At 52.5% G+C, this 25202-nt stretch carries 6 protein-coding genes; 2 read left to right on the top strand and 4 right to left on the bottom strand.

The features are described 5' to 3' along the window. Positions 1-32: 32 nt before the first annotated feature. From RIC05_RS12080 to RIC05_RS12070, 3 genes are all read right to left on the bottom strand, one after another. Positions 33-3545: an AMP-binding protein gene (locus tag RIC05_RS12080; RefSeq protein ID WP_350048628.1), complete on the bottom strand. Its 3513-nt coding sequence runs from the start codon at positions 3543-3545 to the stop codon at positions 33-35. After that, on the bottom strand, positions 3545-20890 hold the full coding sequence (locus RIC05_RS12075; protein WP_350048630.1) for a non-ribosomal peptide synthetase/type I polyketide synthase: 17346 nt from the start codon (positions 20888-20890) through the stop codon (positions 3545-3547). The genes RIC05_RS12080 and RIC05_RS12075 overlap by 1 nt, the downstream gene beginning before the upstream one ends. Before the next feature lie 278 nt (positions 20891-21168). Beyond that, entirely contained in the window at positions 21169-22122 is a 954-nt protein-coding gene (locus tag RIC05_RS12070) for a D-2-hydroxyacid dehydrogenase family protein (RefSeq protein WP_350048632.1), read from the bottom strand. Between the two features lie 308 nt (positions 22123-22430). Between RIC05_RS12070 and RIC05_RS12065 the strand changes: the two genes are divergently transcribed. Next, positions 22431-23273 (top strand): fumarylacetoacetate hydrolase family protein, encoded by an 843-nt coding sequence (locus RIC05_RS12065; RefSeq protein ID WP_350048843.1) that lies wholly within the window; start codon positions 22431-22433, stop codon positions 23271-23273. 224 nt (positions 23274-23497) lie between these two features. Then, positions 23498-24013 carry a DUF2218 domain-containing protein gene (locus tag RIC05_RS12060; protein ID WP_350048634.1) on the top strand — a complete coding sequence of 172 codons (516 nt, stop codon included), beginning with the start codon at positions 23498-23500 and terminating at the stop codon, positions 24011-24013. Positions 24014-24183: 170 nt separating this feature from the next. Here RIC05_RS12060 and RIC05_RS12055 read toward each other — a convergent pair whose 3' ends face one another. Beyond that, entirely contained in the window at positions 24184-25071 is an 888-nt protein-coding gene (locus RIC05_RS12055) for a LysR family transcriptional regulator (protein WP_350048636.1), read from the bottom strand. Positions 25072-25202: the final 131 nt, after the last annotated feature.

Genomic DNA, 25202 nt, shown 5'->3' with positions numbered 1-25202 from the left:
CAAAATTGAACGAACTTTCAAAGCAATCCCATCTAGTTCGTGCGGATCATTTGTTCCCGAATAGCATTCGCCACCGGACGGACATCGGGGCCAGTGATCATCGTCCCATGAGTTCCCGGCACCATGGCGAGTGAGATGTTGTTTTCAACAAAACCAAGCCAGCCGTTAAAGTCATCTTTTGCCATATAGGGCGCACCCCGAACGACAGTTTCAGGACGGATCAGCAATACGTCGATATCATCGATTTTCGGTGGAACATAATGCACAGCGGCGAGCGCATTGTTCTGAAATACTGCAAGCAATCGACGCATTGTATTGCGGTCTGCCCCTTGGGGCAAAAGATCAGATTTTTTGCCTTGGTCCAAAAGATAGTCAATACGTTCTTCCGGGGTCAGAGGGCGGAGTTCTTCAGATTTAACGATGCCGAGTTCGCCAAAGACGTCAGCAAGATATTCAGCCTCGTCCTTGCGCAGCATCTCTCGCACGGAATCAGGAATTGCAATCGCATCAAGCAATGTAATGCTGCGAACATCAATCCCCATCTGAGACAGTCGATGGCCGGCCTCGAATGCAAGTAACCCGCCAAAGCTCCAGCCGGTCACACGTACCGGTCCCTCGGGAACAGCTTCCTGGATTGCTGGAAGATAGTAAGCGACCATTTCTTCAACGGTCGGATTTAAAGACTGGCCGCCGTCCAGGCCGCGTGCCTCAACCATGTATATCGGCTGTTCCGGTCCCAACGTTTGGGCGAGTTTCTGGTAACACAGAATGTTGCCGCCCACCGGGTGGAAACATATCATCGGGATATCTTTACCGTCCGGATTAACCGAAACAACCGGGCTTTTGGCCTTTTCATCTTGCCTGCGTGTTTCGATGCGTGCGGCAAGTTTGGCAACAGATGAACAACTGAACAGGTCGCTGAGCGGGATTTTGACATCGACCGCTTGCTGGAGCTTGGACAGAAACTGAACTGCCAACACGCTATGGCCGCCAAGTTCAAAGAAATCAGCATGTGCATCGCTGATTGCACAATCAAGAACAGCTCCCATCAGTTTTGCAATTTGATGTTCAAGGTCGGACTGAAGGGGAACAACAGGGCGTGTTGATACAGCGGTTCGGCTTCCTGCCGGCTCGGGGAGTTTTGATTGGTCAACTTTGCCGTTTGACGTTAAAGGCATCTGATCAAGGCAAATGATGTAGCCGGGAACCATGTAGGATGGCAGGGTCTGTTCAAGCTGGGTGCGGCAGTTCGTAACGTCAAAGCCATCGTCAGTTGTGACGTAAGCAACAATGGCTTCTGTGCCTTGATGATCTGCTTTGTGCAGGATGACGGTTGCACGGTTGACCAGCGGGTGCTTGGTGAGTGCGGATTCAATTTCGCCCAGCTCGACCCGGTTGCCGCGTATTTTGATCTGGCTGTCTTCACGGCCGATAAAGACGATTTCGCCGTCGTTGCGTCTGCGGCCAATGTCACCACTGCGATACCAGCGGCTTCCATCCGGACGGGTAATGAATTTCAGTTCACTCTGATGGCGATCATTTAGATATCCGCGGGCAACGCCTGCTCCCCCAATCAGTATTTCACCAGGGACACCGTTGGGAAGGGGACGGTTTTTCGAATCACAGATATCAACGCGTACACCTTTGATAGCACTTCCGATCGGCGGTGGCAGGATCTGTCGGAAATTGTTGGCCGTCATGACATATTGCGCGGCTGAGACGCAGCATTCTGTCGGCCCATAAGCATTTATCAGTTTGCAGTTGCTATGTTCGGGGTGGGTAAAGAATTGCTCGACAAGGTCGGTCGATACCGGCTCTCCGCCCAAAACGACCATCTTTGCTTGGCAGGTTTGCCCCGATTGTTGCCAGTATCTCAGCAACAGGAAGAACATGCTTGGTGTCGCATCAAGCTGATCTATTTTCTGACGGACCACGAAATTATGCAAAGATTCAGGATCAGTACGGGTGTCAAAACCGGGAATATGCAGGCTATGACCGTTCAAAATGGCTGAGAAAATCTGAACAATTGATCCATCAAAAGCAAATGGCGCAACACATGTAAGGTTCAGGCTGATGTCGGGACTGTCCGTTGCGATAAGATCAAGCTGCGTCTCGCGGACGGAACGGGCAAGGTTGACCACTGATCCATGCTCGATCATTACCCCTTTTGGGGTGCCGGTTGTCCCACTGGTAAACAGGACATAGGCAAGGTCAGAAGGGGCAGACACGCAGGGAACGCGGGGAAATTGCGCATCATCAAAACGCGTCAGGTTGGATGCATCATATCGCTGTTTTGATCCGGTCTTAGGTGTGATGCTTCTGTCCGGGGTAAGGACAAGATCAAAGGTATATGGGGCGGGATCAAAACCCGGCGCGTTTATGACCGATCGCTGTGTCGCAAATCCACCATGTTCGGCCGCCCAGTCCTTGATGAAGGCTTCGGAAACAAACAAGTCTTCAAGGAAATCAAGACGGGTTTCATATCCCTTACCGGCATTGTCAGTGGCAAATTGTGCAAGATCGCCGAGATAATCGTCACGACGATCAGCATCCCAGACATTGCCAAGGTAAATGGCACCATTGGGGGCAAGAAGCTTGGCCGCTTTTGCCAGTACCTGCCGAAGATAGCCAAATCCCGGGAAGTTTTCGATGACGCTGTTCAGGATGATCAGGTCAAAAGAACCTTCTTCAAACACGTCAATATCATGCGCAGCCAACTGGCGGCCCATCACATGAGACATACCGGATTTGATCGCAAGTTCTTCGGTGCGTTCGACATTGCGCCGCGATAGATCTGTTGCGACATAGCGCCCGACAACCGGGGCAACATGCTTCATCGTAAAGCCCGAAGCACAACCGATTTCAAGAACCTTTGCATTGTCTGAAACCAGATTGGACACCTTGTCTCGCGCATTGGCGCCAAAGGCATCCATCGCAGACTGATCAATCGGCTGTCCTGTGAACGCGCTTTTCCACCCGCCCGCAAGAACATTGTCGGCATCATCCCCGGCAAGGTGATCCCATAATTCGATCGACATCAGGGAGCCGGGCAATTCGGTAATGCTGTCAATCGCATCGTGATCAACACACAGAATATGATCAATACATGCACAGCGCCATTGCATCTGATGCAAATCACCGACATTGGCTTTGTCAGCCAGAACAAGCGGGATTTCGCCATTGCGTGCGATTGAAATACGGCGCGCCAAAGGAACAGTTGGATCAAGCGGAACAAACGCATGGCCGGATTTCAGAACACCAAGGATCGCGGCGATGTAATGACGATTACGTCCCGTCATCACGCCAATCAAAGCCTCACCTGACAGGTTCAGGGTGGTGATGAAATTGGCAATCTGTGTGCTCAGACGATCCAGATTGTCATACGAAAAACTGCCGGTTTCATCCGCAACGGCAATGTTATTGGGACTGGACGACGCAACCGAGACAAATGCATCAATGATGCTGCCAAGGTCTGCACCCTTTGAAGAGTCCGGTTCAATCAGGGCCGTTTCCAAACTGTCAAAGTCAAAGTCGGCAATCTTCATCAATCGGTCCCTTTGGGTGTTTTACTCGTTGCGTTTTGAGCAGCGGCTTCGGCAAATCTGGACAAGAATGCCAACCAGCGCTGCATTGTTTCCGCGTTAAACAGATCAGTGTCGTATTCCAGTGTGAAGCGTGCCTGATTGGCTTCTTCTGTCAGGAACAGGATGATGTCATGCTTGGCCGCAGTATTGTCGACAAACTCATCCATATTGTCAGGCAGGAGACCTTGATGGCCCGGCCTCGTCACGGGAAGTCCCTTTTTGCTGCCTTCATCAGTTAGTGCGCCAAACCGCTGATACTCAAAAACAACATTCATAAGCGGTTGGCGGTTTCCATGACGCTTGGGCGCGATGGCGCGGACCAACTCATCAAACGGATAATCCTGCCGATCAAGTGCCGCTGTGATATTTGAATGAACACTGTCGATCAATGATGATAGTTCTGTTTCCGAATTCATCTGAACGCGGATCGGCAGAACATTAACAAAGAACCCGATTAATCCTTCTGTCTCGGTTCTTTCCCGCCCGGCGACGCCCATTCCAATGACCATATCTTCCTGACGGGTAAGACGATACAGCATTGCAGAAAACAGTGCCATGCCGACAGCGGAAAGAGTGGTGTTATGCGTTCGTGCCAATGTGTGCAGGCCATGCAACACGTCATCTTTGATCATCATGTGCGCATGTGCGCCGCGATATGATTGTATGGCAGGGTGTTGGTGATCCGTCGGCAATGCAATGGTGTCTGGTGCGCCTTGGAGTTTGTCGCGCCAGTAGCTTTCTGCTTCTGTCCAGTCTTGTAAGGATTGCCAGTTGGCAAAATCCTTGTAACTGATTGGAAGAGGGGCGAGATCAGGTGCCTGTTTCGTCATTGCAGCCTGATAGAATGCGCCGAGTTCATTTACAAGAATGCGCGATGACCAGCCATCCCCGACAATGTGATGGGTTGCAATGACCAGCAGTTCCTCATCATTGGAAACCTTGATGATATGTGCGCGGATCAATGGCGGTTGTTCGAGCAAGATGGGGGTTGCGGCCTCTTGACGGGTCAGGCGAAGTGCTTCACGGGCAATGGTTTGATGCTTTGAAATGTCGCTGAATTTGACGTCCGGCGTTGATGTCGGATGGATGCGCTGGCTTATGACGCCATCTTGTTCGATAAACTCGGTTCGCAAAGTTTCGTGGCGCTCAATCAGGCCACGTAGTGCGGTTGCAAGTTTGTCTTGTTGCAACGAACCATCGCACCGCAGAACAAACAGCATGCCATATGCACCGCTATTCTGATCCATCTTTGATAAAAGATAGAGCCGCTTCTGAGCATGACTGGCAGGATAAACCGCCATGGCAGGAGCGGCTGGAATAGTGTTGTGTTCTGTAGTTGAGGCAGGCGCCATATCCCGCGCAATCAGGTTGGCCAATTCCGCAATCGTGGGGTTGGCAAAGAAATCAACCATGCTGATACGTTTGCCTGTTCGATCTGTCAGTCGGTTGACGATACGGATCGCCATAAGACTGTGTCCACCAAGCGCAACAAAGCTGGTGGCTGGATCGGTAATATCGGTTTTGAACACCTCGCTGAAAACTTGGGCAACGATGGTTTGAGTTTGCAAAGCATCGTCTGATCCCGTCAATTCCATAGGGCCGGGGGTTGAAGCCACCGGCGTTATATTTGCTGCGCTGCTATCCCAGAATTGAAGTGCATCAATCGCCCGGTGGGCCGGTAAGGAAATGTGATCAAGGGTTTTTTGGCCCGACTGGATCAATCGTTGCAAGGTGCCGACAAAAACCTCACCCAACGCCTCGATCGAGGTGCTGTCGAACATCTCCGCATAGTAGTCGAATGCGATCATCATTCTGTCAGGCAGGTCGCGGACAAAGATTGAAATGTCATTTTTGCAATGATGGCGATCAATCTGAACATACTGTGGCGATGAGCCGGTATGTTCCGGTGCCATCTTGCTTGCTTCATAGTTCATATAGGACACGGAAACTTCCGAAAGCAAGGTCCGGTCAGGTGCGGCCGGGGGGGCAAGGTCGGCCAAAAGTTGATCAAGGAAATAGGCACGGTGACGCATGGCACCAACATGGGATTCTTGCATGCGGGTTAGCAGGTTTGCAATTGTCTCATCTGCATCCAGCTTCATGCGCAAAGGTAGTAAGGAGACCATCATTCCGGGGATGTTCCGGAAACCCGTTGCATCACGTGAATCCACCGGGACACTAATGACCAGATCATCGGTCCTGGCGATGCGTCCAAGAATGGTAAACCAAGTCGCCATGACGAGCGTGAACATGGTGACACGCTGACTGGATGCGAATTTGCGGGCATCACGCAGCAAGTCAATATCGACTTCGAAGCTGGTGATTGCCCCATCAAATGTGTGATAGGCCGGACGCGGGCGATCTGATGGCAGATCAAGTTTCGGTATGCGGTCCGCATATATTTTCTGCCAATATTCCTTGGCAGCACTTAGCCGAGTTTGATTTTCGTCGGTATGGCTCCACCATGCGTAGTCATGCAATTGGTATTTTAGAGGGGCCAGCGTCGCTCCGGAATAAAGACCAAACAGTTCACCAAGAATAACCTCGGTCGTGAAGCCATCCGCCATGACGTGATGAATATCAAAGAACACGAGTGTTCCTCCAAAATCATCACGCAGGATATTCCAGCGAACAGGAAGCTCATGTTGCAGATCGAACGGCTTGATCAGTGCACTGCAGGCATTTTCAACTGTGCCTGAAACTGTTTGAACCGCAAGATCAGGCATTGCCTGATCTGCGGGCAGAATTTCCATCTGCCAGCTTTCATTGGCATCATTGCTGATGATGCGGGTGCGCAGTATTTCGTGACGTTCGGTCAAACTGCGGATGGCTGTCACCAAACGGTCAACATCAATGCTGTCCCCCAAACGAAACGCATTGGGCAGGTTAAAGGCCGTGCCCATATTGCCTTTTTGGGCAGCATTCAGGACCGAAATCTGTTCAAGCGCAAGCGGATAGAAATCTTGCGGCGGGGCGCGGCGCGGATCATCTGAAACGCCAGAAGCATCAAGAACACCGGAAACAGGCGCCGGAGTGAACGCTGCCGGGGCTTCTGACAATTCCATCTTTGGGGTGTCTTCGACAGACACGATCTTCGCGTGAAGTTGTTCGATGGTTGCGTTTTCAAACAGGTCGGTCAGGCTGACGCGATAGCCAAGGTCATGGATCAGTCGATCAACGATTTGCATGCCGGTAATCGAATCCCCACCCAGTGCATAGAAATCATCTTTTGGATCGACGTCATCATATCCAAGTGTTTCTGCCCATATGCTGCAGATTGCGTTCAAAGCAGAAGGTGTCGTCTCGGTGATATTTGGCGACACCCTTACAGTCTGTTCATGAGCGGGTCTAGTTGCAGGCGTTGTTGATCTTAATTCTGCTGCTGGCTGGATGTTTGCAATCTGTGCCAGCGATGCGACGGTTGGCGCAGAAAACAAATCCGATATGGTTAGAAAAAGACCAAGCTCGGCATTCATGCGATCAACGATTTGGACGCCAGTGATTGAATCACCGCCCAGACCAAAGAAATCGTCGTCCTGACGGATCGCATCATACCCAAGTGTTTCTGCCCAAATTCCGGCAATCGTCTGATGAATATCCGCAGCCGGTTCTGTCTTTGCGGGAAGGTCACGCGTAACAGTTTTCTCATGCGCATTGTGGGGGACAGATGGTGTAATCGCCTGTGTTGCATTCAGCCGGTCACGGGCAAGAACAACCAGCTGTGCATCAGAATGACGGATAGCGTCTTTCCACAACGCACGCGCGGCTTTGGGCGAAATCCACGCGCCATCTTGAAGACGGACATCGTTCCGCGCAGCCATGCCTTGTTCACTCAGCGCACACCAGTCAATAGACAGGGCAGGGCGACCATTGAAAGCACGAAGGTAGGCAAGGCCGTCAAGGAATGCATTGGCCGCACAATATGCCGTTTGCCCCGGTGCACCAGCAATGGCTGTCAGGCTTCCGAACATGACAAATGCTTGAAGTGGATCATTGCGGGTGAGGGCGTCAAGATTCCGACCACCAGTAATCTTCGGGCGCAGGACGTCGTCAAAGTTTGCCAAGTCACGGCGGGCAAGGAACCCACCATCGGCAATGCCTGCAGCATGTACAACAGCAGTGATCGGCCCCATCTGGCTTCGAATGTCGGTGAGCGTTGCGTCAAGAGAACCAAGGTCGGAAATGTCACAGGACAGGACCGTTAGTTTGACGCCCTTCTTGCGCAAATCGTCGAGCTGATCTTTGGTGTCCTGCGCAAGCGCATCTTCTGATCTTCGCCCGATCAGGGCAAGCTGAACTGCCCCATTGGCCGAGAATTCTTCTGCAAGGGCAAGGGCAAAGCCACCAGTGCCGCCGGTTACCACGCAAACGCCATGATCTGGCCAGTTCACGGAGCTACTGGACTGATCATAGGCCGCAGGGCGCAGATCACGCTTATAGCGAACACCATCCCGGTATACTGCGATCGGGTCGTTGGTTGCCGTCGCCGTTAATTCAGGGCCAAGGTAATCAGGAAACTCGGCCGGTATGATATCGAGATAACGGATATCAAGCAGCGGCTCTTCCTTGGATAAGGCCAAAACGATGCCGGCGGCGGATGCGTGATCTGGATTTGGCGTGACAAGATCATTTTCAAGCGTGAAGGCACCATGTCCAACAATGACAAACCGCAAGGGACCATTCATCCCCACTAAGGTTTTCTGAAGGAGGCTCGCTGTGCTGTGTGCGACGTCATCATCTTCTTCTGACAACGCCAATACAACATGTTTTCTGTTGGTTAGGTGATCTTTTGAAAACGCATCGGGATGGACCGTTTCCCAATTGTCCGGAATGGGCCAAGTGTCAGAATCACAGATAAACAGACAATCATCAGGTGTGGCTGCCCCGGCAAGGGGGGCCTTTTGCCAGACGGTGGCAAGAAGCTCCGGCTGTGATTGTTGTAAGGTTTCACCGGATTTGGCAAATTTAAGCCCCGTTGCCGATAAAACCGGTCTGTCGGTTTTCGCATCATATAATACAACCGTTCCCAAACCGTTTTCGCGGATCTCGCAACCTGCATATATGTCACCGCATGAACCACCATGCACCGTGATCTGATCAATCCCGACAGGGACGTACCCCGTCCCCATTTTTGCAAGTGGCATGCTAACGGCGATATCGGCGATTGCCGGATGGAATGGCCATTCCATCATATCGCGTTGATAGTCATCTTTCAGGCGCAGGTGCTTTAGAAGCAGAGTTTCTTCAGGATCATAATGGACGGATTGCTGACAATCCCAGCGATCACTGACCGAGACAGGGCCGAACTGCGCACTAAAGGGTGAATTGGGTGCAGTTACAGTTGCGCGATGGCGCATGTCATCAAGCGTGATTGTTCCGGGATCTGGAGAAACAACACCGCTTTGCCAGAATGCAGTAGCAAAAACCCGCCATTTTCCATTCTTAAGACGCGCACCTACTTCAACATGTCCATCTTCGGTAAACGACAGGCTGATATTGCCATCCGCCAAGGCGTCTTCTATGAGCGGGCTATGCCAGACCAGATTTTTTAATTGTATGACTTGATCCGTCGGGGCCAGCCGGGCGGCGGCTTTTGCGATCAAAGCCGGTATTGCCATACCAACAACAGTCGGGCGGCCATTGAGTTTATGTTCGCTAAGCGGCCAGAAATCGGGACCGGTAATCAGAATGCTAAATACGCGTGCCGTTGGGGTTTCGACTGGTCCGCGCAGCATGTCGGGTGCTTGTGCCTGTGCTTGGGCCTGTGGACGAACCTCAAAGACAGGTTTGCAGGTTTTGCGGACGAATGGCGATGCTGGTAAAGCAACACGTCGGGCCTTCTGCGTCAGGGGCCAGATAAGCTGCGCACCGTTAAGATAATGCGCAACATGCAAGGATGCGTCAGCCGGGTTTTCAAGCACAACCTGACAGGATTTTTCTGTTATCGGGTGGTTTGCGTCTGTTCCGGTTTCAATGCCGGTTGCGATATCAAGCAACTGGTCAAGAAGCTCTGATCTGTTTTTGGCTGCAAACGCAAAACGGTGTTTCAGATGGTCACGTCCGGATGCCAAGGTAAAAGCAATATCGCGCAGGTCCAATGACGTATCTGCCTGAATACGGCGCAGCAGGTTGGCCGCATATTGGCGCAATGCATCAGCATTTCCGGCCGAAAATGCGACAATAAAGGTCGGGTCTATGCCATCTGTATTTTCTGAACGGTAACTTGGCTGTGGTGCGGTTTCGATCAGAATATGGGCGTTGATCCCGCTCAGACCGAACGAACTGATACCAGCGCGCCGTGCGGTGCCAAGATCAGGGAGTTTTTCAAGTTTCTGCGCGACCTTTACCGGCGCGCGATTGAAATTGATTTTGGGGTTGGGCATTACAAAATGGGGCTGCGGCGGTGCCTGATCATGACGAAGAGCCATGATTGCACGGGCAAGGCCAAGTGCCCCGGCGGTTCCGTCAAGATGGCCATAATTGCCTTTGCCTGATCCGATAAAGGCGGTGGTCTTTTGATTGGTGATGCCTGCGAAAGCACGGGTCAATCCATCAATCTCAATCGGGTCGCCAAGTGATGTGCCGGTGCCATGCGCCTCAAAGTAAGAAACGCTTGAAAGATCGATATCGGCCGAGCGTGCGGCGTCCCGAATGACTTCCGCCTGCATCAGCGGATTTGGGGCCGCAGCACCACTTGATGTGCCGTCCTGATTGACAGCACTGCCGCGAATGACAGCATGGATGTGATCACCGTCTTGCATCGCATTGCTAAGGGGTTTGAGGACGAATATCACACTGCCTTCGCCCATGCCGGTGCCATCGGCATCTTTATCGAAGGCCCGGGTCCGCGCGGTCGAAGAATCGATGGTAAAGGTGCTATCGGCACCGGGCGGGCACGGCAAAATCTTTGCCCCGCCGGCGATGGCGACTTTGCAGCTCCCGTTGCGCAGGTTTTGACACGCATGGTGGACGGCAACCAGTGACGACGAACACGCGGTATCAATAACAGTGGCCGGACCGTGCCAGTCTTTGAGGAAGGACAGGCGGGTCACGATGTTGGATGGCACATTTAACGCAAAGGCCTGCTCGGCCTTGGCGGGCGGAATATGTTCCATCGCCATGCGCCAAGCCGGGTTGCTGCCACCACCGGCAAATACGCCGACCTTCTGACCATTCAGGGCGTTGCCGCCATATCCGGCATCCTCCATCGCCATCAAGGCGGTTTCCATGAACAGCCGTTGTTCCGGATCAAGCAGCCCGGCATCAATCGGGGCAAGGCGGAAACGTGCCGCATCAAATTCATAAAGCGTTTCGAGATAGGCGATTTCGCGGAAACGTGGTGGAACGGGTTTGCCAAGTGCGGTCAAGATTTCGCGGGCATCGGCTTCTCGATCGGATGGCACCGGACGGACAAGATCACGACCCGATGCGACATCTTTCCAGAATGTTTCAACTGTGTTCGCACCTGCAACTTGCAGTGCCATGCCGATGACAGCAATCGGTTCATCATCGGCAAGAATGGCACTTTCGGAACTCTGAATGCGTGTGTCGGCTGGGATCTCGTCTTCCGCGCCAAGAAGCAGCGCCTGCCGGGAAATTGACGGGTTGGCAAACAAGTCTGCAATACTGATTTTCCCGGGCCAGCGGGCATCAATTTTTTCAAACAAACGCAGCAACAACAACGAGTTTCCACCAATGTCAAAGAACCCGTCATCACGTGCCGGACGAACATCGGGAAGAACCTCGGACCAAAGCACCGTAATCTGTGCTTCAAGATCACTTTTTGCTTCCGTCGATCGTGCCACAGGTTTTGCCGCGGTCTTGTTCGATGGTGCGGTTTTACTTTTGCTGGTCGGGATTTGGACACCGGCAAGAGCCTTGCGGTCGACCTTGCCACTGCTGGTCAGTGGCAGATGGTCGATCTTGAAGAACCGTGCGGGGATCATGTATTCCGGCAGGCGTGTTCGCAGATGTTCGCGCAGCGCAGTGCTTGTCAGATCGTCTGCACCAAGAACAAAGGCATGCAATTCATAAAGGCCCGCAATCTTGACAGGCTTGACCGGCGCACGTTCGATTGCCGGGTGGCTTTCAAGGGCCACTTCGATTTCACCACATTCGATCCGGTAGCCACGAATTTTAACCTGATGATCGATGCGGCCAAGATATTCAATCGTGCCATCATGGCGCCAACGACCAAGGTCGCCGGTGCGGTAAAGACGCTGTTTTGGCGATGCCGGATCAGGCGGGAATTTTTCGGCACTTAGTTCGATGCGGTTACGATATCCCAGTGCGATTTGCGGCCCACCCAATGTGATTTCACCGCTAACCCCGATGGGGACAGGTGAAAAATCAGGGGCAAGAACTTGCACCGTTGTATTGGCAATCGGCTTTCCAATCGGGACAACATTGCCTGTTATATGCGGCGAACATGCTTGCCAGGTGACATCAACGGTTGCTTCTGTCGGGCCATAAAGATTGTGAAGTTCCGTGCCAAATTCATTGAACAGTAATGTGTTGAATCGCTGAACAACTGCAGCATCAAGAGCTTCGCCACTGGCGAAAACGCGTTTTAAGGTCGCCAGTTTGCCGATTTCAACCATGCCGCTTTCAATGGCAAACAGGAATGTCGCCAGCATCGAGGGCACAAAATGCATGGTCGTGACGCGATTGTCGAAGATTGCATCTGCGATTTGTCGTGGGTCACGTTCGGCACCGGGCGCAGGCAAGACAACCTTTGCGCCGGTCCATGACCACCAGAATAATTCCCAGACCGACACATCAAAAGTGATCGGTGTTTTTTGCAAGATCACATCGTCGGGGCCAAGCGGGAAGGCATCCTGCATCCAAAGAATGCGGTTAAGGACCCCGCGATGGGCAATCTCGACCCCTTTTGGTCGACCGGTTGATCCGGATGTAAACAGAACATAGGCCAGATCATCCGGCCCATGTGAAAGGGCGGGAATGTCCGCATCTTCATGGCCATCAAGCAGGATGGTTTTTGCGGGATCAAACAGGTTTGCCAAATCTGGTGTGGTGATGACAAAACCGTCGCCAAGATCTTCAAGCATATCCTTGCGGCGTTGCTCTGGATGATCGGGGTCAAGCGGGCTGTAAGCGGCACCGGCAAGAAGAATACCGTGAATGGCTGCAAGCATATTGACGGATCGACGAATGGCAACGGCAACGACATCACCGGGACGGATGGCGCGCGCATGCAGCAGTGCGGCAATGCCAGAAGCACGGCGGGCAAACTGCGCATAGCTCAGTTCTTCATTGTCATCCACAACCGCAATATCATCGGGGGTGGATGCTACCTGATCAAGGAAGGGCTCAGAAATTGGCCTTTCAATCGGCAAAGAACAGTCAGTCGCATTAAGTTGTTCAATCCGTGCATATTCACGCTCGGACATAATAGAAAGCTTGGAAACCGGTTGGTCAACCATGTCGGAAAGAGCTGCTTGGCTCAGTGCTTCCAGTCGTTCTGCGAAGGCGGAAATTGTTTGGCGGTCAAAAAGACCGGTGTCGAATTCAATCGTGCCGCATAGCTTGTCATCACTGCGCCAGAAGTAAAAACCAAGATCAAATTTGGCGAATGGAAACTCTGTCCTGCGCAGTGAAACACTGGCGTCCCCCAACTGCGCGTTTTCGGGCAGATTGTCCTGCCAGGCAACCATCACATCGAATAGCGGGTTGCGTGAAAGGTCACGTGGCGCATTTATCGCATTTACAACGTCTTCGAATGGCACTGCCTGATCGGCAAGCGCATCCATGACAGTTTTTTGGGTCGCGGCAAGATGAGTATCAAAGCAGGCATCCGGATCGACTTTCTGGCGAACCAGCACTGTGTTGACGAAAAATCCAATGACATCATCAAGTGCTGAATGTTCGCGTCCGGCAACCAACATGCCCAGTGGAATGTCAGTTTGTCCGCAATGGCGATACAAAAGGACCTGCAACAAGGCAGTCAGAATATTAAAGGCGGTGACACCGTGCTGCTGTGCTGTGTCATCAATCAGGCGCGTTGTCGCATCACCAAGTTCGAATTCAAGGAAGTCACCGGCAAAGCGACGTTCGGCCGGGCGCGGATAGTCTGTCGGCAAATTAAGCGGTTCGGCAACCGGGACAATCCGTTCTTTCCAGCGTGTAAGTGCCGCTTTTCCCTCATCACCCTTAAGATAGCCACGCTGCCAGGTGACGAAATCTTCGTAATGGCGTTCCAGTTTTGGCAGTTGTGGTGCTGTGTGATTGATTTCTGCGCTATAGAACGCAGCCAGTTCGCGCAGCAAGATCGGCATCGACCAGCCATCGCAAATTGCGTGATGCAGTGAAATGATCAGCCAGTGGCGCTTGGGACCCAGGGTGACAAGATCGGCACGCGCCATCGGCGCATCATTAAGGTCAAACGGGCGCCTGATTTCTGAGGTGATAAATCGGTTTGCCGTTGCCTCGTCCATATGATGATGACCCAGGGACCATGAGCCTGTAGGTGCCAGATACTGATGAACCCCGTCATGATGATCCGGATCAGACTTGAACCGCAGGCGGAGCGCATGCTGTCGATCTTCAAGTCTATGCAATGCGCGTTGGAGCGCATCGACATCAAGCAGGCCGGATACTTCCAACGTTGCCGGGACTGAATAGACCGCTAGGTCGGGCTGCATGCGTTGCAAGACCCACAAGCGCGCCTGTCCACTTGAAAGGCTAAACCGGTCAGCGGTTGTATGCGGCTGGTGTGGCAGAATGTCTTGGGCGGAAGCATCTGGCGCATCGCCGACCAACACGGCGATATTCGCGACCGTACGGGCGCTAAAGATTTCTGGAAGGTTGGGCCGATAGCCTGATTGCGCTTCGATCAGGCCCGCAAGTCGCATGGCAAGCAGGCTGTGCCCGCCTAGGGCAAAGAAATCAGAAGACGCTGATATGACCTTGCCGGGGAACAATGTTTCGAATTGGGCAATGACCCATTGTTCCGTCTTGTTGCTATCGGTTGTTGCCGGTAGGCGGGTTTGCTCGGCATCATCAATCACGGCTTGCAGCTTTTTGCGATCAACCTTGCCATTGGCATTCACCGGCAGGTGCGAGAGAACGACAAAGCGTTCGGGCACCATGTAATCCGGGAAGTCACGCGAAAGGGCTGACGCCCAAGCCGTGCTTTCATCATGATCTGCGACAATGGCGGCCCCCAGAAACGCATCTGCACCGGCACCCACCGGCAGCACGCAGACATTGCGAATACCCGCAAAGTCAGAAAGTTTTTGTTCAATCGCGGCCAGTTCAATGCGGTGGCCACGTATTTTAACCTGCCCGTCGCGACGTCCGCCAAACTCAATTGTGCCATCCTGCCGCCAGCGCACCCGGTCGCCGGTTTTGTAAAGACGATCTTCGTTGATGCCGTCGATCTTTACGAAGGATGCGTCGGTGCGTTGGGCCGCACCGGTATAGCCAAGTGCAAGGCCGTCCCCGGCGGTATAAAGCTCACCCCAAACGTCAACCGGGGCCAGTTTTCCGTCCCCGTCAACAACATAGATGCGGGTGTTGCCAATTGGTTTGCCGATCGGAATGTGACCGCTTTCAATGTTATTTTCAGTGATCAAATGTGTACAGGTAAATGTCGTATTTTCCGTTGGGCCATAACCGTTGATCAGCATCACGTCCGGGCAGTCCGCCCTGACCTTGCGCAGATGGGTGGGGCTAAGCGCTTCGCCGCCGCTCATCAGCCGTTTGAGGGATTTAAATGTCGAGGGTGCCTCATCGGCAATGAGATTAAACAGACTGGCTGTCATCCACATTGTGGTGACACCGGCATTGGCAAGTGTTGTCCCCAGTGATGACAGGTTAAATAGCACATCGTTGTCGATCACATACAAGCGCCCGCCATTCAGAAGCGGTGCCCAGATTTCAAGCGTTGCCGCATCAAAGCCAAGGGACGCGGCTTGTGCTACGACGTCGTTTTCATCAAATGGCAAAGCGGGGTTGTTCACAACAAGGCGGGCAACGGCCCGGTTGGGCACTAGGACGCCTTTTGGTTTGCCCGTCGATCCGGATGTAAACATTACATAGGCAAGGTCATCCCCCGACCGTTTCGCAGGGGGGGTGAATTTGGCTGTTGTTGCGTCTGTGTCCGCATCCATGTCTGCGGTCGGTAGCGGGGCAATGGTGAAACCTGTCGAAAGTTCCGCCAATCGGTCTTGTTCATGCGGGCTGCACAGAAGCGTTTTGGCGCCGCATTCTTCCATCAGATCGGCAATCGCCTTTGCCGGCAGGGATTTGTCGATGGGAAGATAGACATTGCCATGCCAGACCAGCGCTAGCAGGGCGATAACCGCATCCATATTGCGTTCTGTTGCAAGAGCAACAGTTTGACCGGGTTGGACACCGATTTCATCAAGCTTGCGCGCCAATCTGGAAAGAAGACTTCCGAGTTCGGGGTAACTGATTTTGCTCTCACCATCGTCAATCGCGATGCGGTTGACACATGTCGGGTCTTGAATGCGCCGTGCCAGCAATTCGCCAAGTCCCGTATCACGCGGATATTGGGCATATGTCGCGTTGAGGTCTTCGATCAAAATCTGCCGTTCTTCATCGGGCAGAATATCAATTTCGCCTAGTGGTTTTTCCGGTTCTTTGGCCAATTTGCCCAGGAACGAGACCAGTCGTTCGGCAAATCGTTCCGCCCATTGGGGGCCATATAGCGACGTTTGATGTTCAATGACGATAAATGATCCGGCACCACATTTAAGAAGTGTTACCATCAACGGGAACTTCCCCGCGCCAAAATCAATATCGCTTATGTCGTCAATATCTTCGTTGATTTCGATGGTGCTGACCGCATCAAACGGCAGGTCGACCGGCGCCTGTGCCTTCTGTGACAAGTCTTTGATTAAGCGCGATAACGGATAATCCTGCACATCAAGCATCGACAGTGTTTCGCGGCCAACGTTACCGGCCAAGACATCAAAGCCTGCTTGCATGTCGAGCTTGACCGCAATTGGCAAAACGTTGGCAAAGCAACCAATGATCTGTTGGCTATCTCGTCCATGCCGCCCGGAAAACGGCTGCCCGAGAACCGCGATATTATGTTCCTTGTGCCGTGCAATCACGGCCATGATAAGCGCGTTCCAGATCGCCGTTGGCGTGGCGCTTTTGATGCAGGCCGAAAGCGTCTTAAAGGCGTCAATCTGTGCGTCACTCAGCTTTTTAAACAGGCGGGTGGAATGACCGGGATGTGTCGCATCCGATCCGCCGGGCAATGGGGATGCCAGCAGCAATTCACTGCGTTCTTTCCAGAAATTCTTTCCAGATTGCCCGCGGCTACCAGCCAAATCTTTATGTCCGCGTTCTGCAATGGATTGTGCCGTTTCAGGACGAGGTTTCTCAATACCCTTTAACGCCTCGAGAAATGCGCGTTCCAGGATCGGGGCGGATTGGCCGTCAAAGCACATGTGGTCAATGGCAAGTGCGAGAAGCGGCGGATGTGAATTGTTTTGTTCAACATAGCCAAATCGGGCTAAGGGGCCGGTGCGCAGATCAAACAGCCCAATTCGGATATCTTCAATGCGATTTAGTCGACCGATCTGGACCGGCATTGTGGCGTGAACGCGGTGCAGGAGCTGGCCTTGGTGTTCGTCAAATGTGGAACGCAGGGCGTCATTGCGGTCTATGACCTGCTCAAGGGCGCGTTTTGCATCCTCAAAGCTGGTATTTTGCGGCAAGCGGAAGCTGACAATAATGTGATGGCTGTTGTCTGCGGGCTTATCGCGACGGGCCAACCATTGCCCTTCGACTGCGGGATGAGCCGGAAAAGTCGCAATGATGGGACCGGGCTTTGCACCATCCGTGGTACCTGAGGGGGCAACTTCCCGCTTTTGCGTGCTGACATGCCGAAGTGGGGGGGCTTTTGACGTGGGGATCGCATTTTCGGGAGATGCCGCAAACGCAGCACCCTTTGCCCAGATCGCAGCAAGACCACGGGCCAGCGCATCCTGCCCCACAAATGTTTTCTGCTCCATGCTTTCGGGGTTTGAGGCAGGTTGCAGGGCAATGCAGTGTTCTACCTTGACGCCGTTTACAGCCGCCAGACGGGTCGCCGTACTGCCCGGACCGCATTCGATAAACAAGGCGTCGGGCGAGGATGACAAAAGGCCGTCAATGTTATCTGCAAACCGGACGCCATGACGCAAATGACGCACCCAATAGTCGGGATTTGTCGCATCTTCTTCCGTCAGCCATGCCCCCGTCAGGTTCGACTGGATCGGGATTTGCGGGGGATGCAGGGTGATAGATGCAACTTCGTCACGAAATGCCGCAAGGATCGGGTCCATCAGATCAGAATGGAAAGCACGCGAAACAATCAGGCGTTTGCCAGTTTTTCCGACAGCTTTCAGATGGTTTTCAAGTCGATCAATCGATGCAATATCACCAGAAACCACATGCTGGCGCGGTCCGTTTTTTGCGGCCAAAGAAAGTCCCGGGCCAAATTGTGCCAGAAGACCTGTGACCTCCTCTTCGGGCATGGAAAGGGCATACATCGCGCCGGGTGCCGTTTGACTCATCAGCTTGCCGCGTATCACAACAAGGCGCAGTGCATCTTCAAAGGACATGACGCCCGCAATGCAGGCTGCAACATATTCACCAATACTGTGCCCAGCCAGACCTGATGGTGTGACGCCAAACCGCATCAGCCAGCTTGCAAGCGCATATTCAAAGATAAACAAAGCTGGCTGGGCATAGTCGGTGCCAGCAAGCTTTGCTGTTTCGGCTGGTGTTTGATCTGGCGATAAAAGCAAATCACGCAGGTCAACCGGGCCGGAAAAACCGACAACTTTTTTACACGCGAGATTAATCAGTTTTGCGCAATCCGGGTCGGCGTCAAACAGCGCACGTGCCATTCCCGGACGTTGCGATCCTTGGCCGGGAAACAGCAAAAAGGTTTTGACAGCATCACCCGAAAGGCGCGCGTCAATGCGCCTTGTCGAGCGATTGGACGTAAGCGCGTCGATGGCTGATGCCGTATCGTTCGCAACGATCGCTACACGTTCTGGATAGGCCGCGGCTGCTGCCAGTTGCGTCGCCAGAATGGTGAGCCGGTCAGTTGCCCCATCGTTACTGAGTTGTGCACAAGCCTGTATTGTGATTTTGTCGAGTTCATTGCGGGTCGTGGCGCTGAACGGCAATATGTGAAGGCCATTTGGCCAGATGACGGGCAGTTTTTTTGCCAAAAATGGATCGGAAGCATGTGGGTCTTCTGACACGGGGGCGGCAGAAATGGCACTGTCACGGATGGTCTTGAAATTGGGGTAGGTGTCACAGATACGGTCTGCGAGGGCGTTAATTGTTGCGCATTCGACAATCTCAAGCAGGGACAATTCAATCCCGAAAAGTTGCGAAATTTCATACTGCACGCGGGGCAGAAGCATCGAATGGGCCCCTGCTTCGATCAGATTGTCGTCCGCCCCGATATCATCATATTCAAGCAATCCGGCCCAGATGCCGGTAAGGTCTGCGACAAGCTGTTGGCGATCATGCGAGGTAATTTCAGCAATACGGTGGCGCGTGATATCAACAGTGTTTGTGCGCGCTAGGCCGTTTGCCGCGTCTATATCTTGATCGGCATTGGCCAATACGGTCTTGATATCGGAACAGGTATCGCAGATATGCCTTGTCAGGGCGTTTATGGTCGGGTTTTCAACAATTTCATCCAGCGAAATATCACGGCCAATTCGTTGCGACAGCGCATATTGAGCACGCGGCAGCAACAGTGAATGCGCCCCCGCTTCGATAACATTATCGTCTGGCCCAATATCGTCATTCCGGATCAATCCGGTCCAGATTCGGGTGATATCAGCGGCAAGCTGCTTTTCATCCTGCGAAACGAGTTCTGTCTTGACTGCAGGGCGGGACGGGATGGATGGCGTGCCGAGTGTCTGGCCCGTTAGACCAAGGCTTTCCTGATCAATATCAACAGCACTGCCAATGGTGTTGATATCTTGATCGGGATTTGCCAATACCGATGCAAGGATCAGTTCAAACTGATCGGCAATCTGGGTGACGGCCTGCTCATCAATGCAATTGGCATCGAATTGCCAGATCAATTCAGCTCTTGAGTTGTTTGGGACGCTGGTCTCGCTAAAGAATGCGAGGTTGATGTCGCTTGCTGGGCCGACCTGAATGTTAATGAACCGGGTTGAGAGACCGTCAAACGTAATCGGTTTCGCCGCATCGAGACTGTTGAACAAGGCACCAGATGCTGAAAGGCTTTTTACACCAAGATTTGCCATGCGCAAACGTACCGGGGTTATCCGGGCATGGCGAAGATCACCGCGGGTTTTGGCAAGGATGGCTTTGCCTAATTCCGATAAGCGTTTGTGTTTATCCAAATTAACATCATAGGGCACAACACAGGTGAATGTGCCCGGCGTGTTTCGTTCTGCCTTTCCAAGCCGATTAAGGATTGGCATGTTCCAGACAGGATGATTTTGATGTGTAATCCGTCCAAGCAAGATGGCAAAAATGCTCATCGTCAATGCGGCCGATGACATGCCAAATGCCCGCGATACGTTCTGCAGTGCTTGCATTGTTTCGCCGTCCAACATGCGCGTAAATTGCGCATTTTTTTGCGTCTTTGGGGTCGGACCGGCCGAAAATTGCGTTGGTTGCTTGTCAGGTGTCAGGCGTTTGCGCCAATAGGTCAGATCACGTTGATATGCGGGGCTGTTCGCATAGGTGGCGTCAGCGTCAACGAAAGTACGGTAGGGCTGAAACGGGCAGTTGGGAATGGCTGTCTTTGTTTGAAGTGCGTTATAGATCGATGCAACCCGTTCGGCGATCAAATGACCGGCATAACCGTCAATCACAATGTGATGATAAACCCGGACCCACCAGAAAAGCTTTGTGCTTAACTGTAACAGCCGATGGCGACAGTTTTCGCCAGTTTCAAAAGAAAGCTCTCTGCTTTGCAAGGCCCTGACTTCGACCAACGCTGCGGCATTTGGATCATCAGAGGATCGCAGATCAATGACATCAAAATCGGTTGGCAGACATTCATCGGCAAAGAATTGCGTGATCTGGCCTTGGTGATTTGAAAAGCGCAGCCGCAAAGCATCATTTTCGCGATCACTTTGGGCAATGGCCTGATGTAACAGGGCAATGTCGAGTTCGCCGTCAAACTCGATAATATTGCAGATATTATATTGTGCAGCATCACGGCCTTTGGCCAGATCGAGCCAAATAGCAGCTTGAGGTGACGTGAGAGGATAGTGTTTCGTATCCGTCCCCGTCGCCAACTGATTTACTTCTTCTTTTTGCAACGTCTGGCCCCTTCAAACGCTGTCTCTAAAATCAAAACTTCTCAAACGCGATAAATGTGGTCGGTCATTTTTTATTGCGTTGATCTGTATTGATTCCCCCGTCAGCCTTAGTAGCGAATATGACGTTGTTCCTACCTTGTTTTCAAGTGCAGGTGTAAAAAAAGAAGTTAAAGTTTAATGGTCATTTGCAATTTTCAGTTGGATCCTGTTCGACAAAAGTCATGCGGGAAATATCATGGATTTTGCCGATGGCATTAGCAGGGGCGTATTGCCAATAATCAGGATGTGATGACGCCATGCGGCGTGCCATTAATCCATGCGGCAACGGCCTTGGCGGTTTGGCCGTAAAACACTTCCCAGGTATTGCGTGTGACATAGCCAAGATGGGGTGTCAGCAACAGCCCGTCGCACTGCCGCAACGGGTGCGATGATGGCAGGGGTTCAATGTCATAAACATCAATGCCCGCACCGGCAATTTCACCGGAATTTATCGCATCAATCAATGCAACATCATCGATAATCGGCCCACGCGATGTATTGATCAGATAGGCACTCGACTTCATTTGTTTGAATTCTTCGTCGCCGATCATGCCGCGTGTTCGATCAGACAGCCGTTGATGGATGGTCACAAAATCCGCATCGCGCAGTAGGCTTTCTTTACTGTCTTTGAATTCAACGCCGATTTCATCGCAACGATCTTTGGTCAGGTTCGTGCTCCAGGCCGTGACATGCATACCAAAGGCCTGTGCAATCTTGGCGACATTTGCGCCCAGTCGCCCCAGACCAATGATGCCAAGTGTGGATCCGGCAAGGTCTTGTCCAAGACCAACTTGCCAGCCGCCGCTTCGCATTGACGCGTTTTCAGGAACGATGTTGCGTGCCAAACCCAACATCAAGGCAAAGGTAAGCTCGGGCGTTGCTGTCGACGGGGAATCTGTCCCGCAAACCGTGATCCCCCGTTTGGTTGCCGCAGCAACATCAATTGCGGCGTTGCGTTTACCCGTCGTGACAATCAGTTTCAGGTTCGGAAGTGCACCGATAAGCTCACCCGAAAGCGGGGTTCTTTCGCGCATGACGCAAATCACATCAAACGGTTCTAACCGGGAACGCAAAGCGTCTTGCTTGGTGATCGTGTCAGTAAAAACCGTGATCTCGCCAAGGGATAAAACGTCGGACCAATCGGCGGATTGCAGGGCAAGGTTCTGGTAATCGTCAAGAATGGCGATGCGCATGGGGGAGGCACTTCCTTCGTCAATTTGTTCTGGTGGTCGGTATCGCAATCATCATCAAACGCAATGCTGTGAAGTGCAACGACTTCATCAAGTTCGGGTTGTTTTACACGCTTTTACGTCTTCACCGTTCGGTGGAGGAGGGTGTGTGGTTCAAGAAAACGGTTTTGAAAACCATTTGACTTGCGCTTTGGCTTCGTGCTGTGACATCACTATTGTATGAGGATTGAAAATGTCTGTATCCGGGGTACGGCCAACGCGGCCAGAACGGTGCAGAACAAACAACAATAAATAATATCGGGAGGTAGATGATGAAACTTTTGCGCTATGGCCCATTGGGCAAGGAAAAGCCGGGGCTGCTGGATGCGAATGATACCATTCGGGACCTTTCCGGTCTGATCAATGATCTTGATCCTGAAACGATCTCTTCGGAGACCTTTGCCAAGATCGCGGCGATTGATCCCGAAAGCCTGCCGGTGGTCGATGGCTCACCGCGTATAGGGGCCTGTGTTGGTAAACCGGGGAAGTATATCTGTATTGGTCTGAATTATTCCGATCACGCGGCAGAAGCCGGGATGGAACTGCCACCAGAACCGATCGTGTTCTTTAAGGCGACCTCGGCCGTTTGCGGGCCGAATGACACGGTGGAAATTCCACGTGGGGCGACCAAAACCGATTGGGAGGTCGAACTTGGCATCGTGATTGGCAAGTATGCCAAATATGTCGATGAAGCAGATGCGCTTGATTATGTTGCGGGCTATTGCCTGACCAATGATGTGTCAGAGCGTGCTTTTCAGCTTGAACATTCCGGGCAATGGGTAAAGGGAAAAAGTGCCGATACTTTTGGCCCCACCGGCCCTTGGCTTGTCACCCGTGATGAGATCGCTGATCCACAGAACCTGTCGATGTGGTTGGATGTCAATGACAAGCGCTATCAGGATGGCAGCACAAAGACCATGGTATATGGCGTCGCCTTTGTCGTCAGCTACCTGTCACGCTTCATGAGCTTGCAGCCCGGCGATATCATTTCAACCGGGACACCACCCGGTGTTGGAATGGGGCAAAACCCGCAAGTTTACCTAAAACCCGGCGATGTGATGGAGCTCGGCATCGAAGGTCTGGGCCGCCAGCGACAAGAAGTTGTTCAGGGCTAGGACGCAACGGCACCTGTTCCAGTATCTTTAAAATTTTATGACAAAGCGGGCGACTTTTGGTTAGGGAGCCCGCTTTTTTGCGTCTTAAAAGCTGCCGAAAATCAATAATTTGTGCGGATGCAGCAAATTTCTTTAAAAAAGTTGCGTCCAAGACTTGCGATTCTGGAATTTTGCGACATTTTGCCCTTTAGGAATGTGGGGTTACACAAACGCCTCACATTTTAGTGACCAATGGTCACTATTGCCGTGTGCGATGGCTCTGTGCTATGCATGCGAAAGGGGTAAGGGGATTAGCTTGGTGCACGATTGGCACCATTGGAAAAATGGGTTTGTGCATGTCTGACCGGATGATCAGTGCGAAAGATATCGGGGAAGATACAGGTGAGGAAGCAACGGCTCATTCACCAGAGATGCCAGACCTGCCTGATGTTGGATTGGATCGGGAAATGGACGCCAACTATTGTTTTGCTGATATCTATGTACGCAATGCCCCAGTTTACCTTCAGGAGTTTCTTGGAGAAGCGCAGGAACCCGTTCGCGGGGAGCTGCGGGACCCGAACAGAGGCCTTTTGGCCTTTGAAGACGGGGTATGTGAAATTTCTGCCAGTTCGTCATTTTTGACGGTCGCAATGTCGGCCTCGGATGGCAAGGGGCTGGATCAGATCCGCGATTATTTCGAAGAAAACCTGCGCAGAATGTCCAACCAACAAGTGATCGATGTAGATTGGCGCAAAAAGTGACCATTGGTCACTAATATAAGATTTGTTTGATGCCATGCTGCTATTTTCCGGGCATGGCACGCCCATTAACAGGCCCGAAGACGAAACGTCTTTGGGCCTGTTCTTATTTGGGTGTTCTTTGGTTAGATCCTGTGTTTCTTTTGCAATGCGGTGCGATTGAACAGTTTGCTTTAGCTCATCACAAACCGGTCGCGTTCTGTACGCACCACCCGGGTAATGTATTCTGCAACGGCGGCGACACTTCTGGTGTCCTTGGTGTCGGGGTGCTGGAGCATCCAGTAATTGCGCGTAAAGCGGATTTCGGGCAGTAAACGGATCAGATCAGGCACGCCTTTGGTGGCGTAATCATGCAGGATGCCGATGCCGTGCCCGTTGCGGACAGCTTCCATCTGGGCAACCACGCTACCGCATTCAAAGCGTCGGCGCATCAATTTGCCAAGGCGGGCGGCATAATCAAGTGCGCGGCTGTAAATCAAATCTTCGATATGGGTGACAAACAAGCGATCAGATAAGTCGGCTTCTGTATCCACCACCCCAAACCGCGCGATATAGGCGTTGGTGGCATAGACGCTGAGCGTATAGTCGGTGAGTTTCTTGATCACCAAACGGCCTTGTTTCGGACGATCAAGGGTGATGGCGATATCGGCTTCGCGCTGTGACAGCGAGAATGTGCGCGGAAGCGGGACCAACTGGATCACAAGATCGGGATGTTCTGCCGCAAAACCGGCCAGTTCACTTGCCAGGAAATAGTTGCCAAGTCCGTCCGGGACACCAACACGCACCGTGCCGCTGATGGATTCAGTGCGGTTGGAAACCGCCGTTCCGGCCCGAAGGAAGGCAGATTCAGCCGCCTCTGCCGCCTGCATAAGCTCACGCCCGGCGGCGGTTAACTCCGACCCGGTTGTGCGCCGTTCAATCAGTTTAATGCCCAGTTCCTGCTCAAGCGTGGTCAGTTGTCGGCCCACGGTTGCATGGTTCAGGCCAAGCTGTCGGGCTGCGCCAAGGATTTGTCCCTGTCTGGCGACGGCAAGGAATATGCGAAAGCGATCCCAATCCATAATCGGTAACGGCCTTTAAGTAACTTTAATTTTTGCACATCGAATTTGCAGAAATGATAATTGATGTGCATCGCTGTGCATAGGCATAATAAAGCCACTTTGCGGATGCTATCATCACGCAATCACCAAAT

Origin of the sequence: Thalassospira sp., from assembly GCF_040218635.1 — a bacterium.
Classification (GTDB): domain Bacteria; phylum Pseudomonadota; class Alphaproteobacteria; order Rhodospirillales; family Thalassospiraceae; genus Thalassospira.
The sequence above is the reverse complement of the archived record's forward strand: the minus strand, read 5'-3'. Positions and strand labels throughout refer to the sequence as shown.